Annotated in this window: 11 protein-coding genes and 1 pseudogene; 3 read left to right on the top strand and 9 right to left on the bottom strand. The window is 64.4% G+C overall.

Features of this window, described 5'->3' with window-relative positions:
- On the bottom strand, positions 1 to 6,316 hold a 6,316-nt coding region (locus AC1D34_RS19585), incomplete at its 3' end, for a peroxidase family protein (protein WP_476825071.1).
- Positions 6,317 to 6,718: 402 nt separating this feature from the next.
- Here AC1D34_RS19585 and AC1D34_RS19580 point away from each other — a divergent pair.
- Together AC1D34_RS19580 and AC1D34_RS19575 are read left to right on the top strand one after the other, a co-directional pair.
- Positions 6,719 to 8,197 carry a sensor histidine kinase gene (locus AC1D34_RS19580; protein ID WP_476825070.1) on the top strand — a complete coding sequence of 493 codons (1,479 nt, stop codon included), beginning with the start codon at positions 6,719 to 6,721 and terminating at the stop codon, positions 8,195 to 8,197.
- Positions 8,190 to 8,837, top strand: coding sequence for a response regulator (locus AC1D34_RS19575; RefSeq protein ID WP_441505592.1), 648 nt, complete (start codon positions 8,190 to 8,192; stop codon positions 8,835 to 8,837). Before AC1D34_RS19580 ends, AC1D34_RS19575 begins: the two co-directional genes overlap by 8 nt.
- 28 nt (positions 8,838 to 8,865) lie before the next feature.
- Here AC1D34_RS19575 and AC1D34_RS19570 read toward each other — a convergent pair whose 3' ends face one another.
- A complete protein-coding gene (locus AC1D34_RS19570; protein ID WP_441505591.1) occupies positions 8,866 to 9,510 on the bottom strand; it encodes a TetR/AcrR family transcriptional regulator in 645 nt (214 codons plus the stop codon).
- Positions 9,511 to 9,650: 140 nt separating this feature from the next.
- Between AC1D34_RS19570 and AC1D34_RS19565 the strand changes: the two genes are divergently transcribed.
- Positions 9,651 to 10,286: an isochorismatase family protein gene (locus tag AC1D34_RS19565; RefSeq protein WP_476825069.1), complete on the top strand. Its 636-nt coding sequence runs from the start codon at positions 9,651 to 9,653 to the stop codon at positions 10,284 to 10,286.
- 34 nt (positions 10,287 to 10,320) lie between these two features.
- Here AC1D34_RS19565 and AC1D34_RS19560 read toward each other — a convergent pair whose 3' ends face one another.
- From AC1D34_RS19560 to AC1D34_RS19530, 7 genes and pseudogenes are all read right to left on the bottom strand, one after another.
- Positions 10,321 to 11,124, bottom strand: coding sequence for an MBL fold metallo-hydrolase (locus AC1D34_RS19560; protein ID WP_476775382.1), 804 nt, complete (start codon positions 11,122 to 11,124; stop codon positions 10,321 to 10,323).
- A 14-nt stretch (positions 11,125 to 11,138) separates the two neighbouring features.
- A complete protein-coding gene (locus AC1D34_RS19555; protein ID WP_476825068.1) occupies positions 11,139 to 11,939 on the bottom strand; it encodes a TatD family hydrolase in 801 nt (266 codons plus the stop codon).
- Positions 11,939 to 13,498, bottom strand: coding sequence for a methionine--tRNA ligase (gene metG / locus AC1D34_RS19550; protein ID WP_441505587.1), 1,560 nt, complete (start codon positions 13,496 to 13,498; stop codon positions 11,939 to 11,941). Before metG ends, AC1D34_RS19555 begins: the two co-directional genes overlap by 1 nt.
- Before the next feature lie 23 nt (positions 13,499 to 13,521).
- A complete protein-coding gene (locus AC1D34_RS19545; RefSeq protein WP_476768717.1) occupies positions 13,522 to 14,592 on the bottom strand; it encodes a DNA polymerase III subunit delta' in 1,071 nt (356 codons plus the stop codon).
- The gene (gene tmk, locus AC1D34_RS19540) at positions 14,592 to 15,242 is read right to left on the bottom strand and encodes a dTMP kinase (RefSeq protein WP_441505585.1); all 651 of its coding nucleotides are present in this window, start codon (positions 15,240 to 15,242) and stop codon (positions 14,592 to 14,594) included. The genes AC1D34_RS19545 and tmk overlap by 1 nt, the downstream gene beginning before the upstream one ends.
- A gap of 12 nt (positions 15,243 to 15,254) precedes the next feature.
- Positions 15,255 to 16,466, bottom strand: a complete 1,212-nt coding sequence (locus AC1D34_RS19535; protein WP_476775383.1) for a D-alanyl-D-alanine carboxypeptidase family protein — start codon at positions 16,464 to 16,466, stop codon at positions 15,255 to 15,257.
- Between the two features lie 49 nt (positions 16,467 to 16,515).
- Positions 16,516 to 17,011: pseudogene (locus AC1D34_RS19530) on the bottom strand (hypothetical protein); the annotation flags it as partial.

Below are 17,011 nucleotides of genomic sequence, written 5' to 3'. Positions count from 1 at the left end.
CCACCACAGTGTCGTCGCCGGCCCCGGCCGTGATCCGGTCGTCGCCCGTGCCACCGAAGATACGGTCGTTGCCGGCCGCGCCATCGATAAGGTCGGTTCCAGCCCCGCCCAGCCGCCCGTCGTCGCCGGCCCCGCCGAAGACCACGTCACGGCCCTCCCCGGCATCGACGAAGTCGTTGCCATCGCCCGCCGAGATCGTGTCGTCGCCGCCCGCACCGATCAGGACATCGTCGCCGCCCTGGCCGATCAGGTTGTCCGCCCCCGCTGCCCCGATCAGGACATCGCTCAGCCCCGTCCCGACATGCGTCCCAGGATTGGTGCCCGAACCGGGAGGCGGTGTACCCGTGCCAGCCCCGTCRTCATCRTCGTCGTCGTCACAGCCGCAATCATCGTCGTCGTCATCGTCGCCATTGCCGGCGCCGTCGTCATCGTCGTCATCATCGTCATCATCATCGTCGTCGCCATCATCGATGACCGGCATCTCCCCGGTGAAGGTGATCGAGTGGCTGCCATTCGACAGGGTCGTCGTGCCGTCGCCATTATCGGTCGCCTCGTAGTCTGCCAGCGTCGCGCCATCCGGCAGCTCGATGACGTCCTGAGCCCGAAGCGAGCCAATGATCGTGTCATTGCCACCGTTTGACCTGAAGACGATGCGATGCGCAGAGCTCAGCGCCGAGATGTCGATCGTGTCGTTGCCGCTCGTGCCATCGATCGTGATGGTGTTCAGGTTGAGGCTGGTCTGGGTGAAATCGCCAAAGACCTGGATCGTGTCACCGGCGATGGTGGTGTTCACCGGACCGCCTGGAGGCGATGCGGGCGCGCCGTTGATCACGATCTCCTCGATCTCGGTCAGTTCGGCGATGATCGTCGCCGCCCCGGCCCCGACGCTTCGGGTGATCACGATCTCCGCCGTTCCGGTATAGCCGATCCCGCCAACGCCGGCGGCGGCGGCGCGGGTATAGACGCGGAATGTCTCGGCGCCGACCGCTCCGGTGATCGAGAAGGTGTCGCCGACGGAACCTTCGGTTCCGCCATTGACGACGTCGCGGCCATCGCCGACGGCCCAGGCGATGATATCGTCGCCCGCTCCCGCATGGATGGCATCGTTTCCGGCGCCACCGATGATCGTGTCATTGCCGGCAAAGCCGAAGATGAGCTGAGACCCGGCTCCGCCGAGAAGCGCGCCGTCGGCACCGTTCGTGCCCGCAACGACCTGCGTGTAGGTCGTCCCGCCGAACGAGAAGCGCTCGACACCGCTGATCGTGTCGGTGCCTTCGGCCGCGCCTGTCACCACGATCCGGCCGGTCCCATCCAGCGCGATGTCGTAGTCGGTGATCGRGCCGGCATAGACCGCAACATCGGCCGTGCCGTCGCCGCCGTCGAGCGTGTCGTTGCCGGCGCCGCCAGTCAGGGTGTCGTTTCCGGCGCCACCGATGATCGTGTCATTCCCGGCTCCGCCAGAGAGCACGTCATTGCCCGCACCGCCATCGATCGTGTCGTTGCCATCCCCGCCATCGACCGTGTCGGCCCCGGCCCCGGCATTGATGATGTCGTTGCCGGCCAGCCCGTTGATCGTATCGTTGCCGCCGCGACCATTGAGCAGGTTGGCGTCGGCGGTTCCGTTGATGACCTCGACCACCGCGCCATTGGTGTTGCTGCCGACCTTCGCCGTCACATCGGAGATTGCGAACTCCGCGAAACCGCGAGCATCGACATAGCTCACGACGCTCCGGATCAACTGGCCCGTGAGGGCGGCCGAGACGGTCAGACTGGCAGATGCTGCGCCAGCGATCGTGTTCCAGGTGACGCCACCATCCGTCGAGGATTGCCAAGCATAGCTGAAGGTGCCGAGGCCGTCGGCATCGCTGAGGCCAGAGGTGTCCGCGGTCAGCACGTTCTCGGTGCCCGTGATGGTCAGCGCCCCGGTCACGAGCCGGTTGAGGCTGACGGTCTGGTCCGCGAACTTCAGCRCCTCGATATTGAACAGCCGGTCGGATCCGTCAGACTGGCGCGCCCGCCCCGTGGTCGGATCGATCACCGCTGCGGACTGGGTGACATGCGTGACAGTGACACTGCCATCCTCATTGCGGCTGATCAGGTAATTGGCCGCGACATCCCAGTAAGCCGCAGTGTCGATATCGCCGGCCTGGTTTCCGTCGAGGATTTCGCGAACGATGTTGAGCTGATTTGGTATGATCTCACGGGAGAGCATCAGTTCTGGAAGAGTCCGCCCGTTCCAATGCGCAACCGACGGGTCCGCATTGGTGATCGTGTCCGACAGCGTGTCGACCGTTGCGAGTTCATTGCCCTGGTCATCGCGGATGCTGATCCGCACGTTCAGCCAGGAGTCGCCGTCGATGATATCGTTGCCGGCCTTGCCTTCGATTAGATCGCTGCCGCCGCCGCCCAGCAGGATGTCGGAGGCGTCGGAGGTGTCCATGACGATGGTTTCGGTCTTGCCGGCAACCGTCACAGTCGTCCGGTCGAGATGCGCGACCAGCCGCTCCAGTCCCGCGATCAGCGAGAGGTTCTTCTCGAGCAGCGCGCTCGAATAGGAGTCGAGAGGCGCACCGGGGTCGACCTGCGTCGCATTGCCGTTTTCGTCGAAGGCGCCCATGACGACTTCGCGCCCGGTCAGCTTGTCGTTGTATTTCCAGCCCGACAGGCCCTCCACCAGGTCGAACCGATCGCGCAGGATGTTGTCCTGCTGGTTCTGGAAGATGGTCATGCCCATGTCGGAGTCAGCGGCCTCGTTGTGGCCCTTGTGGATCGCCCAGTCGAACCCGGCCATGCCGTTATTGCGTTCGACGCCTTCGCCTTGGATCATGATATCGTCGCCCGACTCGGCGTCGTAATCATTGTCGTTGCCGCGGCCGTTGAGCACGTCATGGCCGATGATCGTCGAGTTGAAGAACAGCTCGGAGTTTTCGCCGGCCAGGGTGTCGAAGCTGTCCCCGCCCTCGATCCAGTCGTCCCCCTCGTTGCCGGCCAGGAAGCTGCCTCCCGTCCCGCCGCGGATGAAGTCATTGCCCTGGCCACCCGAGACGGTCTTGCCCTCGGTGCCGCCATAAATGAAGTCGCTGCCGTCCCCGCCGAAAATCAGGTCGAGACCGTTGCCGGGCGTGATGACGTCATCGCCGGCGTCGCCATGAATGACGTCGGCTGCGCCGATATCCGTGCCGCTGTCGGTGATGATGTCATTGCCGGCTCCACCATGCAGGTGATCGACGCCATAGCCGCCCTCGAGGCGATCATCGCCCGCCCCACCCCAGAGCGTGTCGTCCCCCTCGCCGCCGATCAGGATGTCGTTTCCGGCAGAGCCGCCGAGGACGACGTGATCGACGCCGGTATAGCGCAGATAATTGTTGTCGGCGCCAGGCGTCGCGGGATTGTCGCGGATGACCATCGGGCTAATGGCCTGCAGTACCGGGTTGGTATGCGTCGGGTCCGCCTTGCCGTTGAGGCCTAGGCCCGTGATCTGCTTGGTCGGGTCCATCTCGAGGATGTAGGTGGCCGTCTGGAAGGCTGCCCCGTTGATATGCGGCGCTCCCTCGGCCCCTGCATCCGTGTTGCGCATCAGGAGTTGCGCGAAGGAATCCGCCTCCAACTCGTTCAGCAGGTTCAGGCCCTGGGTCCGGCTCAGATAGTAGAACCGGTCGCCGGCCTGCAATTGCTCCATCTGGTACTCGAAGACATAGGTGAAGCTCGACCCCAGCATCGCGCCGAAGGCCATCTTCTTCTCGGCGAGCCCGCCGATCCAGAAATCGACTGCGTCGAGGCCTGTGATGGTCGCGCCATTGGCGGCATTCGCCCAGGCGCCCGTCCCGTTCAGGAACGCGATGCGATCGGCCGGCGCATTGGCCCCGCCCATGACCAGCAGGGTTGCGGCATCCCGCTTTTGTTCAAGCGTCAGATTGCCGAGCAAGGAGGAATGCGTGCCATAGGCTGCGATGAAGTTGATCAGCGAGGCCGGATTCTTCATCGAAAGCGCGAAATCGTACCAGCTCTCGTAAGGCTTCACGCGGCTGTCATGCGTGTCCTCGTAGAACTGGCGGCGGGCCTCATTGAGCGAGGGAATGCCGGTATCGCGAGCCCGCGCTATGTTGAGTGCGCCGAGGTCGAGCGGCAGGCCGACGAGATTGTTGCGCAGCGCATCGGTAATGTGCTCGTCGATCTCGTTTCCGACCTGCCGGGTCATCCCGGTCAGGATCGCCGCAGCCGCAGCCTCGGCCGTCGTACCGGCAGCATTGAAGGCAATCGGATTCAGGAAGGCGTCGAACAGTGCAATGTCCGACGCGACGGGATTGCCGTTCGCATCGAGCTTGAACATGTCGATCGTGTCGGTGAGCATCGAATGCCCGAAGCGATAGACGACATGGGCGAATTCGGCGACGATCCCGGCATCGATCACTGTGGTGTTGGAGAACACGAAGGGATCGACATCGGGTGCGATGGCACGCGCGAACTCCTCGAAGACGAGATGCTGATAGACCATCTCCGTCGAGAACCGGCCGGCCTGAAACAGACGCTCGCCATCCCAGACCAGCGCATCGATCTCGGCCTGCGATGTCGGCATCACCGTGACATCGGTCAGCAGCCACTCATTCAGGAACGCGACGTCTGCCCCCTCGCCTGTCAGCAACTGCGTCTTGATCTGGTCGATGCGCTGATTGTGCTCGTGGTGGAAAGTATGGTGGACCGAGGTCAGGCCGATATTCTCGTTGCCGCGACCATCGCCGACGATGAAGTGAGCATTGAGAAGTTCGTCGTCATAGGTTGTCGCAATCCCGAACTGGTTGAGAGCGATCTGGTTTCCGGCAACGGTATCATCGTCGGCAAGCACGAGAACGGGCGCGGTTGCCGGGTTTCGGTCATGATCGACCAGCCCGCCCGGCACCGCCGTGTGGGCAATGTCGTTCAGGAAGGCGCGGCCAGCCGACAAGGCGTCCGAGGCCACAGCCAGCGCGCCCGGATTTCCCTCGACGGAGCCCGTGCCGGTGCCGGTGACCAACTGCGGGAAGCCGGTGCCCCCCCGAATGAACTCGCCATAGAGGTCGGTCAGGATCGCCGGAACGCGCAGGACGTCCGCATCGGTCAGCAGGATGCCGAGCTTGGACGCAGCCTGTTCCTTGACGTCGGCCCAGGTCGGAGGGCCGCCATTCGCCCCCTCCAGCATGCGCCCGGTCGCGACGGGCTTGCCGTCCAGCATGGCGTATTCCCGCAGGAAGACCTGGTGGGACGGATTCGAGGTGTAGACCTGGTTCAGATCGATCCAGGGCGTCGTCTCGTTGTTATGCTCACGCACGTCATCGGCGGTACCCACCACACCGTCGGCGCCCGGCTGGTTCTGCGCGCGCGTCAGCACCATGAAATTGGTCGGGCTACCGGCGACGTAGAGCGGATCGTCGGGCTGGAGCGGGATATAGACCGTGCCGTTCCCGCCCTTGCTGACCAGATCAAGCCCATGATCGAAGAACTGGCCGAACAGCGTGAAGAACCCGTTGAACGGAGCGGTGTCGCCCAAATCGGGCGCGACGTTCGGGATAAGGACGGTGTCGCCCTGCATCGTGACGCCGAGCGCGTCCGTCATTGCGTCGTAGGCGACGTGCTTCTGCTGCACTTCGGCCGCTAGCGTCGCGGTTGCGACGCCGACGGCCGCCGCGGCAGCAGTGGCATTGCCTACGGCCGTGGCGAGACTTGCCTGCGCGGTGGCGAGCGCAGCCAGTGCCGGCCCGGTATCGCCCCCCTCTGCAACCGCCAGATCGAAAGCAGCCTGTGCCACAGCGACCTGACCCTGCGCTGGTCCGATTGCGCGTTGCGCAAGTGCAAGATTGGCGTTCGCCTGCGCGAGGCCGCGGTCAGCCGTCTCCCATTCCTCATAGGCCAACACGGCAGCTTCATAGACAGCCGCATGCGCCTGCAGGAACAGATAGGGGTCCTCGTGCCCAAGATTGGTCAGCGCGGAAATGATCGTGGCGGGATTGCCGATCGTCTGATCTGAAATCAGGTTCGAGATCACACGAGGCTGGGAGTCGTAGACGTTCCCAGAGGTCTGCTGGTAGCTCGTCGGTGCCCCGCCAGGCCCATTCTCTGCCGGGCGAAAGACCGGATCGAGCAGGCGCGGCATGGTCTGGTCGGACGACCCGACCCATTCCCTGCCCGGGATGATGTTGTTGTAGGTGCCGTCGACCGTGCGTAGCCCGTAGGGCACCAGCGGATTATCGACCAACTCGGTCAAGGGCGTCCCGGCCGTATGGGCCTCGGCGATCTTGATCTGCTTCAGGATGAACTCAAGGTCGTGCGTATTGAGCTTCATGATACCCTCGCTCCGCCCACGGTGCTGCGTTAAGACCCAAGAATTGCTTCTGCCGCACCGAGCGTCTGCCGTTGAGCCGCACGAAGGACTGTGAGCGCCCTTGCATGCGGCATTTCCGACGAACCGCCCGATTACGCTTCGTTAAGCAAAAGGATTGCTGGGTATGGGGTCGATTTGAAGAAGATAAGGTCGGCCAATATTCGGCGACTTACGGGCGTGGCACCGCGACGACCTTTGAACCGACGCTGACGCATCTGGGGGCGAGCTGGCTTACTAGACCTTCGACCAGTTTTCGTTCACTGCGGAAGTGATCCGGGCCGCTTGGCCGGTTTCGCTTGCAATACTGATGGATCGCGCTGCCAGATGGTGATCTCACAGTCATCAGTTTGAGCTAATCTCTGCGTGGAGACGTCGACGGGCGATATGCTGAAGCCGGTTCAGGACTTCGAGAGCAGTGACGTGATCACGGGCGTGCCGTTGCAGCACTTGCCCGCCGGGAAGGCCGCGCCACGACGCGCGACGCTGTCGGTGCAGTTCCTGATCGCCGGTGGCCTCGTCATGCAGATCGCCATGCTCGTGGCCGGCTATCTGATCACCGAGCTGGTTTCTCGTGAGGCGATCAGAAGCAAGGCAGCCTCGACCGCTTTGTTCATGCAGAGTCTGGTTGCTCCGGCCGTTCAGGAGCTTGCCACCTCCCAGAGCTTGTCGGCGGGGGCGATCGCACGGCTCGACCAGTTGTTCGCCGACGAGGCCGTGAAGCGCCGCTTTCCCTATTTCGAGGTCTGGACGCCGGATGGGGTCGTGGCCTACTCCAACACCCCCCAGATCATCGGCCATCAGTTCGACCGCCCCAACGGCCTGTTGCGGGCGCTGACGGGCGAGGTCACGGCCGACCATGCCGACCCTCGTGCAGGCGAGCATGTGATTCGGGGCATCAGGACCCGCTATCTCGAAATCTACAGCCCGATCCGGCTGGAAGGCTCTTCCCGCATCATTGCCGTTGCCGAAATCCACGAGCAGGCCGAGCCCTTCCGGGAGGAGCTTGCAGCGCTCAGACGGAGCAGCTGGCTGGTCATTGCCGCGGTTACGGCGGCGATCATGCTCGCCCTGTTCGGCATCGTCCATCGCGGGAGCCGAACCATCGAGACACAAAGGAAGGCCCTTGAGCGGCGCGTCGAAGAGACCGAACAGCTGCTGCTCGAGAACCGGCAGTTGTCCGACCGGCTGCAGCGCGCCTCGGCGCGGGTCGCGGAGCTGAACGAACAGTTCATCCGCGGGATCGGCGCGGATCTCCATGATGGCCCCGCCCAGTTGATCAGCTTCTCGATCCTGAAGATCGAGGACGCGCGCAACGCCAGAAGCAAGGCCCCGCGCGATCGCTCCCTGCTGACTATGCAGTCGGCGCTCGACGAGGCGATGCGCGAGATCAGGAGCATCTCCAAKGGGCTTGTCCTTCCCGAGATCGCCGACCTGCCGCTCCATATGGTTATCGAGCGGGCTGTGCGGGCACACGAAGCGCGCACGCGAACATCCGTAGCTCTCGCCACCACCGAGCTGCCTCAGCCGGTGTCGCATGCCGTCAGGATCTGCGTCTTCCGCTTCGTCCAGGAAGGGCTCAACAATGCCTATCGCCATGGCGGGGCAACAGGTCAGGAGGTGCGGAGCTGGATGGACGGAACGCTCCTGAATGTCTCGGTGGCCGACAGCGGAGGCGACTCTTCGTCTGCAGAGAAAGACCTTCCCAGCGCGGGCATTGGGCTCTACGGCCTGCAGGAACGGGTCGAGAGCCTTGGCGGAACATTGACGAAACGCCGCCTCGGTGACGGAGGCAATCTGCTCAAGATGACCCTGGACCTCAGTGGAGGGCTGCTCGTTGCGTGAACGAAAATCCATCGTTGTCGTGGACGATCACGCGATCTTCCGCGCGGGTCTGGTGCAGATCTTTTCGGGAAGTGGTGACCTGGAGGTGGTCGGCGAAGGTGCGTCGGCCGACGAAGCCTTCGAGCTAGTAGGAAGGCTCTCCCCGCAGGTCGCCTTGCTCGATGTGTCGATGCCTGGCGGCGGAATTGCCGCGGCGCGACGGATTCACCAGACATGGCCGCAGGTGAAAGTGGTCATGCTGACGGTCTCGGAGGAAGAAGACGTCGTGCTGCAGGCGCTGGACGCCGGCGCGTCGGGCTATGCCTTGAAGGGCGTCCCGGCCATGGATCTGATCGCGATCGTCAGGGCGATCACAGGGGGCGAATCCTATGTCCCTCCCAACATGGCCGTGCGCCTGCTGAGCGCGATGCGAGGGCAGCAGGAGGTCGACCCCGTCATCACCAAGATCGCAGCGCTTTCAGCGAAGGAAAACCGCACGCTACGCCTGCTCGGGCGCGGCTTCAGCAATCGTGAGATCGCCGAGGCGACGGGGGTGCAAATCCAGACCACCAAGTTTCACGTCTCGAACATTCTCGCAAAGCTCGGCCTCAAGAGCCGGGTCGAAGCCGCGCTGATCGCGCAAAAGCACCTCCAGGATTAGCGTCGTCGCAGCGCTGATCCTTCGCTGGTCACCTCGAGCCGTTTTCTCCCGCGAAGATGAGATCCCCGGTCGGGCCGTCGATGAGCTGCGGCAGCAATGCCTTCCAGGCCTCGATGAGTTCGCGGTAATAGCCCGGGTCTGGACGCAGAACCGTCTGGACGCCCATGCCGCGAACCAGGCAAAGCGTCAGATTGAGGATGATGCGCGCTTGCTGCGGCGGGCGCTTCTGCGGGTCGCAAAACTCCGACCAAATGCCGTCGAGCACCTGATGGAAGCGCTTCACCACCGGAATCATCCGTTCGCACAGCTCCGGATCGTTGCGTGCCTCGGTGATCATCTCCAGCGAGAGATAGAAGAACCGGCCCGAGAAGAGCTGCCACAGGAACTCGACGAACCCCTCGAGCGAGATCTTGCCGCTTTGGACCTCGTCGGCCACGGCCCTGATCTGCCGAGTGCCGTCCTCGAGCAGTTCCTCCATGGCGGCGAGGACGATGTCGGCCCGCGCTGGGAAATGATGCAGCAAGGCGCCCCGCGAGACATTGGCCCGGGCGGCGATCTCCTGGGTGGTGGCGGCGTGATAGCCGACCTCGAAGATCTCATCGAGCGTCGACTGGATCAGCCGCTCGCGCGTCATGATGCTGCGCATCTGCTGCTGCCGCTCTGCCTTGCTCACCTTCTCCTCCTCGGGCTCGACATGGCCGCCCTCGCCTCGCCGGCGTTCGGCGATACAGTATTAGAAAAACAATCTTGCTTGTTTTTTTAGTGCAATCAAGGATGACCTCGACAACATGCCAGCAAGCAGGGAGAGCCGCGATGAGCGACGATTACCAGAACCGCAGCTATGGCGAGATCCCGGTCGGGTTCGGCAGGAAGCCAGGCATTGTCGTGGTCGATTTCCAGAAGGGCTTTACCGATCCGCAGTATCCGCTGGGCGGTGCACCGCTGGTCATGCGTGCCCTCGAGAACACCGCAACTCTGCTCGAGGTCGCGCGCCGTTACAATGTGCCGGTCGCCAACTGCAACACCGCCTATATGAACGAGCGGGAAATGCCCTATTGGAAGATCACGGCCGTGCGCGAGACCTTCCTGCACGACCATCCGAGCGTCGCCCATGATCCACGCATCTATGATGCGTCCTATGATCTGACCGTGTGCAAGAAGGGTCCGTCGATCTTCTTCAATACCGGTGTCAGCGATTATTTCACCAAGGAACGCGTCGATACCGTGATCGTCACCGGCTGCAACACCAGCGGCTGCATTYGCGCGACCTCGATCGATTCCTTCAGCTATCGCTACCGCACCATCGTGCCTGAGGACTGCGTCGGGGATATCGAGGAGCAGCCACACAGGGACAATCTGCGCGATCTCGGCCGCCGCTATGTCGATGTGTCGGACCTGAAGACCGTGCTGGCCTATCTGGACGAATGGCACCACCAGAACGCTGCCTGAGGCCGAACCGGGGGCGGGGTGCCCTCTTCTCGCCTCAGCCGTCGACCGTCAGGCTCATGCCGTCGAAGGCGACAGCGATGCGCGCAGGCAAGCGCTTGGACAGGTTCTGATAGTCCAGGTCGATATGGAGATTGGTCAGCACCGCGCGTCTGGGGGCCAGTTCGGCAATTGCCTCCAGCGCCTGCGACAGGCTGAAATGGCTCGGGTGCGGCGTCTCGCGCAAGCAGTCGAGGATCAGCACGTCGAGGCCGGCCAGGGTGGCCTTGGCCTCGGGCGGCATCAGGCTGACATCAGGTACATAACCGAGATCGGCAAAGCGGAAGCCGAGAGCCTCGTAACCCGGCCCGTGCTCCAGCGCGATGGGGCGCGCGCAAATACCGCCCCCTGCCCCCTCGATCGTCAGCGGTTCGCCGGCCAGCATCGACTGCATCTCGAGGATCGGCGGATAGAGGCTGCCGGGCGGCGTCTCGAAGATATAGCCGAAGCGCGTCCGCAAGGTCGCGGCCGTTACCGGATCCGCATAGACCGGAATCCGCTTGCGCATATGCAGCACCAGCGCCCGCATATCGTCGATGCCATGGGTGTGGTCGGCATGGTCATGAGTGAAGAGCACCGCATCGAGATGCTTGACCTCGGCATCGATCAACTGCTCGCGCAGATCCGGCGTGGTATCGACGATCAGCCTGGTCGTCCCGTTGCCGCCATTGCGCTCGACAAGGATCGAGCAGCGCCGACGCCGGTTCTTCGGGTTCTTCGGATCGCAGGCCCCCCAGCCCGAGCCCGGCCGGGGTACGCCTCCAGAAGAACCGCAGCCGAGGATCGTGATCGTCAGGGCCATCTTGGGCGTGCTGCTCAGGCGACCTGCGCCACAGGCGCCGCGTGATCCATCTTCCAATAGCAGCGTCGCGCATTCTCCGTCGTGACGCGCGAGATCTCGTCGAAGGAGACTCCTTTCACGTCGGCGAGAGTCTTCGCCGTTTCAACGACGTAAGACGGTTCGTTGCGCTTTCCCCTGAACGGGACCGGGGCGAGATAGGGCGCATCGGTCTCGACCAGAAGCCGATCAATCGGGATATCGCGCGCAATCTGGCGCAGATCCTCTGAGGTCTTGAAGGTCAGAATCCCGGAGAAGGACACGTAGAGTCCGAGCTCGACGCCGACCCGAGCCAGTTCCGGACCTGCCGTGAAGCAGTGCAGGATGGCCGGGAAAGCGCCCATCTCCGTCTCTTCACGCAGGATCGCGATCATGTCCTCGTCGGCCTGGCGAGCGTGGATGACGAGCGGAAGCCTGGTCATGCGCGCTGCGGCAATGTGCGTGCGCAGCCCCTGCGCCTGCGCATCGCGCGGACTCTTGTCGTAGTGATAGTCGAGCCCGGCCTCGCCAATTGCGACACAGCGCGGGTGCTCCGCCAACCTGGCAAGCTGGTCGGCCGTGACGTCGAGCTCTTCATGCGCGCCGTGCGGATGCGTGCCGACGGTGCACCACACCGATGCGAAGCGTTCGGCGATCCCGGCATAGGTCCCGAAGCRCGAAACCCGTGTCGAGATCGTCACCATCCGCGAGACCCCTGCCGCCTCGGCCCGCGCGACATAGGCCGCGAGATCCTCGGCGAAATCCGGAAAGTCGAGATGGCAATGGGTATCGATCAACATCAGGCCACCTGCCCGGCATCGGGCTCGACATAGCGCGGGAAGATCGCGCTCGGTGCAGGCAGAACTGTGCCGCTGGCGAGACGCCCGGCTTCGCCCAGGCTCGCGAAGCTGCGGGCCTCCGCGCCGACCGCAAGCAGGTCGAGCAGCTTGCCGGCCGAGCTCGGAATCACCGGTTGCGTCAGAATTGCGACCTGGCGCAGCACTTCCGCCGTGACATAGAGCACGGTGTCGCGCCTGGCGGGATCCGATTTGCTCAGCCGCCAGGGTTCATTGGCCGCGAAATAGCGGTTTGCCTCCGCCACCAGCGCCCAGATCTCCGCGAGCACGACGTGCAGGGCAAAATCCTGCATCGCTGCCCGTGCCTTGGCGAGCGCGCCATCGGCAAGAGCGAGCATGGCCTCGTCGCCCTCGTTCAATGCGCCTTGCACCGGCACCTTGCCTTCGCAGTTCTTGGCGATCATCGAGAGCGAACGTTGGGCCAGATTGCCGAGATCATTGGCAAGATCGGCATTGATGCGCCCGATGATGGCCTCGTGGCTGTAGTTGCCGTCCTGGCCGAAAGAGACCTCGCGCAGGAAGAAATAGCGCAGCTGGTCGACGCCATAGGTCTCGGCGAGGCCGAATGGATCGACGACATTGCCGAGCGATTTCGACATCTTCTCGCCCTTGGAGAGCAGGAAGCCATGGCCGAAGACGCGCTTCGGCAGCGGCAGCCCGGCCGACATCAGGAAAGCCGGCCAGTAAACCGTATGAAAGCGCACGATGTCCTTGCCGATGATGTGCACATCGGCGGGCCAATAGTGCCAGCGCGGATTGGTCTCGTCGGGGAAGCCGCAGCCGGTGACGTAATTATTGAGCGCGTCGACCCAGACATACATCACATGCTTTGGGTCACCTGGGACCGGCAGGCCCCAGTCGAAGGTGGTACGGCTGATCGAAAGATCCTCGAGACCGCCCTTCACGAAGCTGACGATCTCGTTCTTGCGCGTTGCCGGCGAGATGAAATCCGGCACGTCCTCGTAGAGCTTCAGCAGCCGCTCCTGGAAGGATTTCAGGCGGAAGAAATAGCTCTCCTCCTCGACCCATTCGACCGGAGTGCCCTGCCCGCCCAGCCGCGTGCCGTCCGGCAGGAGGGTGGTTTCCTCCTCGCCGTAGAAGGCCTCGTCACGCACGGAATACCAGCCGGAATATTTGGCAAGGTAGATGTCGCCGGCCTGCTCCATGCGCCGCCAGAGCTCATGGGTCGACGGCAGGTGATCCGGATCGGTGGTGCGGATGAACCGGTCAAAGGAACAGCCGAGCGTCTGTTCCATCTCCTGGAAGCGCTGGGCCACCTGATCGACATAGGATTTCGCGTCGAGCCCGTTCTGCCCGGCGGTGCGCTGCACCTTCTGGCCGTGCTCGTCTGTGCCGGTCATGGCGAAGACGTCATAGCCGTCCAGCCGCTTGAAACGCGCAATCGCGTCCGAGGCCACCATCTCATAGGCGTGCCCGATATGCGGCGGGCCATTCGTGTAGTGAATGGCGGTGGTCAGATAGAATTTCGGGGCCTGGGCCATCGTTCAGTCCGGACGGTTCGCTTTCAAGCTGCGCGCGACCGGCGAACAGCCTCCGACAGATCATGAAACATAGAGATCACGAGCGGCCGGCGGTCGAGATTGTAGGTTTCCACCTCGCGGGCCGCGCGACCCAGCTTCTCCCATACCTCCGCCAGCGGTGCAAGGCGAGCCGCGCCGGCATGGGCATGCGCATGGAGATGCGCGGCGAGCCAGCTCTGAATGGTRTCGATCATGATCGCGAAATCACTCTCGCCGGCGCGGCCCGCGACATCTTCCGCCAGCGCGAGCAGCGCGGTGAGATCGACGCCCGGCAAGGCATCGAGACGCGCCCTGACGGCCTCGACCAGCGCCAGCGTCTCCGGGGAGACATAGGTCAGGGCACGCCGTACGGAACCGTCCGCGAGTGCTGCGGCGCGCATCAATGCGGAGGCGTCGAACGGCGATCCCATCCGCTCAAGCGCCAGCCGGCCGGCCTCGGCAACCGCGCCTTCGTCCAGCGCATCAAATGTCAGCAGCCGACAGCGCGAGCGGATGGTCGGCAGCGCCCGTCCGGGCGCATGGGCAACGATGAGGAAAAGGGCGCGCGGCGGCGGCTCCTCGAGYAGTTTCAGCAGCGCATTGGCACTGGAGCGATCCATGTCCTCGGCACTGTCGACGATGCAGACACGCCAACCGCCTTCGGCCGCGCTCGTTCCGAACCGGTCGATGACGCGGCGGACGGAATCGACTGGGATATTGCTGGTCACGCCCTTGCCGTCCGGCTTCACCGTTCGCCGCAGCAGATGCAGGTCGGGATGCGACTGGGCCATCACGCGCCGCGTCGCCGGATCCTCTTCCGGCATCGCCAGGCTTTCCACCGAGCCGGCGCGCGCCAGCGGATCGCCCGAAGCCAGCAGGAAGCGCGCCGCACGATAGGCAAAGCTCGCCTTGCCGATGCCTTCGGGACCGCCGAGAAGCCAGGCGTGATGCAGGCGCTCTGAGCGCAGCGCATCCAGGAAACTCCGCTCCTGGCGCGCATGTCCGACGAGCGCCAGCGTCTCGCGCGGATGCGGCGCATCGGGAAGGCGGTCCGGTTCGTTGCTGCTCTCGCGCATCAGGCGTCCTGGTTCAGCGGCAGGCGCTCGCGCACGACCGCCCAGGCGGCCTGGGCCAGATCCTCCGGAGCGAGCGTCGCATCAAGCACCGAGCAGCGCGCCGGTTCGGCTTCGGCGATTGCAAGATAGGCCGCGCGCAAGCTGCGATGGAAGGCGAGCGCCTCGCCCTCGAAGCGGTCCTTGCCCTCGCCGGGCGCCCGCCGACGGGCGGCGCGAGCGAGGCCGACCCTGGGGTCGAGATCGAGGATCAGCGTCAGATCCGGCGTAAGGCCGTCGATGGTGACCTGTTCCAGTTCCGCCAGCAGCTTGGGATCGATGCGCCCAAGCGTGCCCTGGTAGACCCGCGTCGAATCGATGAAACGGTCGCAAATCACCCAGTCGCCCCGCGCAAGTGCCGGCCGGATGCGCTGGTCGATATGGTCGATTCTGGCGGCCGAGAACATCAGCGCTTCGATGAAGGGCCCATGATGCTTCACCCGGCCCGACAGAATGGCTTCGCGAATGGCTTCCGCCTTGGGCGAACCACCGGGTTCGCGCGTCAACTCCGAACGGATGCCCGCGGCCTCGAGCTGCGTGGCGAGCGCGCGCGCCAGCGTCGACTTGCCGGCCCCTTCTCCGCCCTCAAGCGTGATGAAACGTCCCTTTGTCATGACACGTGCCGCTCAGGTCCTGCCGAGCGCCTTGCGCACCCAGCCAGTGGCAGCCTCCATCAGCGCATCGAGCGCGCGGCTCTGCAGGCTGCCGGCCTCGACCGTCTCGGCCGCGTAGAGTGGAATGTCCAGCGTCTTTATTTCACCGCGTGTGACAAGGAGCCGCCCGACCTCGGCGCCCTCCTGGACGGGAACGGTCAGCGGCCCACGATAGGTGATGCGCGCGCTCAACCGGTCGCTGCTGCCGCGCGGCAGCAGCAGGCTCACCGGGCCCTTGGCCTTGAGCCCGACCCGCCCCTTGGCTCCACCGTAGACGCTGGCCTCGCCGACGATCTCGCCATCGGCGAAGAGCTGGCGGGGTTCGAACGAGCGAAAGCCCCATTCGAGCAGCTTRCGCGCTTCCTGCGCACGGTCGCGGCCCGACTTCAGCCCGTTCACCACGACGATCAGCCGTTGCCCCTTCTGCACCGCCGAACCGACCAGGCCGAACCCGGCTTCATCGATATTGCCGGTCTTCAGGCCGTCAGCGCCAATATCCATGGTCAGCAGCGGATTGCGGTTCTGCTGCCTGATCTTGTTCCAGGTAAACTCGCGTTGCCCGAAGATTTTGTAGAGCTCCGGGTAGGTCTTGATGATGTGATCCGCCAGCCGCGCCAACTCGCGGGCAGTGACCTTCTGCTCGGGGTCGCCCATGCCGGTCGCATTGCGGAAGACCGACTTGGTCAGGCCGAGCGCACGCACCCGCTCGGTCATCAACCGCGCGAAATTCGCCTCATCTCCGGCGATCGCCTCGGCGAGCGCAATCGAGGCGTCATTGCCGGATTGGACGATGATGCCCTGCAGGATATCGGAGAGGTTGATGCGGCTATGGACCAACGCGAACATGGTCGAGCCGCCGGAAATGCCGCCGCCCTTGCGCCAGGCGTTCTCGGAAATGCCGATCTCGCTGTCGAGAGTGAGCCGGCCCTGCGCGATTTCCTGGAATGCCACCAGGACAGTCGCAAGCTTGGCAAGGCTCGCCGGGACCATGAGCTCGTCCGCGGCTTTCTCGTAAAGCACCGCGCCGGTGGCCGAATCGAGCAGAATCGCGTGTGGAGCGAGCGACTGGAAGCTCTGGGCCAGCGCGGGAGCCGAAGCCGCCAGGACAAAGAGAGCCGCCAGCGCCGCGCGTGTGGCGGCCGCAAATCTCGTAGCGATCGAATTGCGATAGCGGGGCGGGTTCATGCCCCGATCTGAAGCAGAGCGGGGCTCAGCCGGTCAAGCCCGATACGCGTCAATTGCGGGATAATGGCCGCAATGTCTGCGGAACCAGATCCCGTGCCAGCGGGTTATTCCGCGCGAAACGCTCGGCCGGGGCGCGCTCGGGAGCGGCGAACAGGCTGGCGGTGCGCAATGCCGGCGGCCGTGGCGGCAGGACGGCCGGGCGGAGCAGAACCGGGGTCGCAGCATTGGCGATGGTGTCGAGGTCGAAGGGACGGTTCGGCGGCAGCGGAGCGCCGCGGACCGGGATGCCGGCACTCGACGAGGTCGAAACCAGCGTTGCGGCGACAGGAGTGCCTGGCGCGATGGTGCGGACGGGTTGCGGCGCATAGGCCTGCACGACCGGATGCGGAGCCGCCGGGGCCTCGACGACAGGCTGGCGAGCCTGCTCGTCGCGCGGGTCCTCGAGATCCGGGCTCGCCGTGCGGTTGGTGGCAACCGCGGCGTTGCTCGCGACCATGGTCGGGGCGCTGGTGCCGGGAATCGAAGCCGGCATACCATCCGTTCGC

Source organism: Allobosea sp. P1_A7 (assembly GCF_056406775.1).
This window is presented reverse-complemented; position numbering and strand designations above follow the sequence as displayed.

Bases quoted from the DNA above. Each gene is read 5' to 3' on its own strand.
- metG (WP_441505587.1), bottom strand. From the start codon at position 13,498: ATGGCCCAGGCCCCGAAATTCTATCTGACCACCGCCATTCACTACACG.
- tmk (WP_441505585.1), bottom strand. From the start codon at position 15,242: ATGACAAAGGGACGTTTCATCACGCTTGAGGGCGGAGAAGGGGCCGGC.
- AC1D34_RS19560 (WP_476775382.1), bottom strand. From the start codon at position 11,124: ATGGCCCTGACGATCACGATCCTCGGCTGCGGTTCTTCTGGAGGCGTA.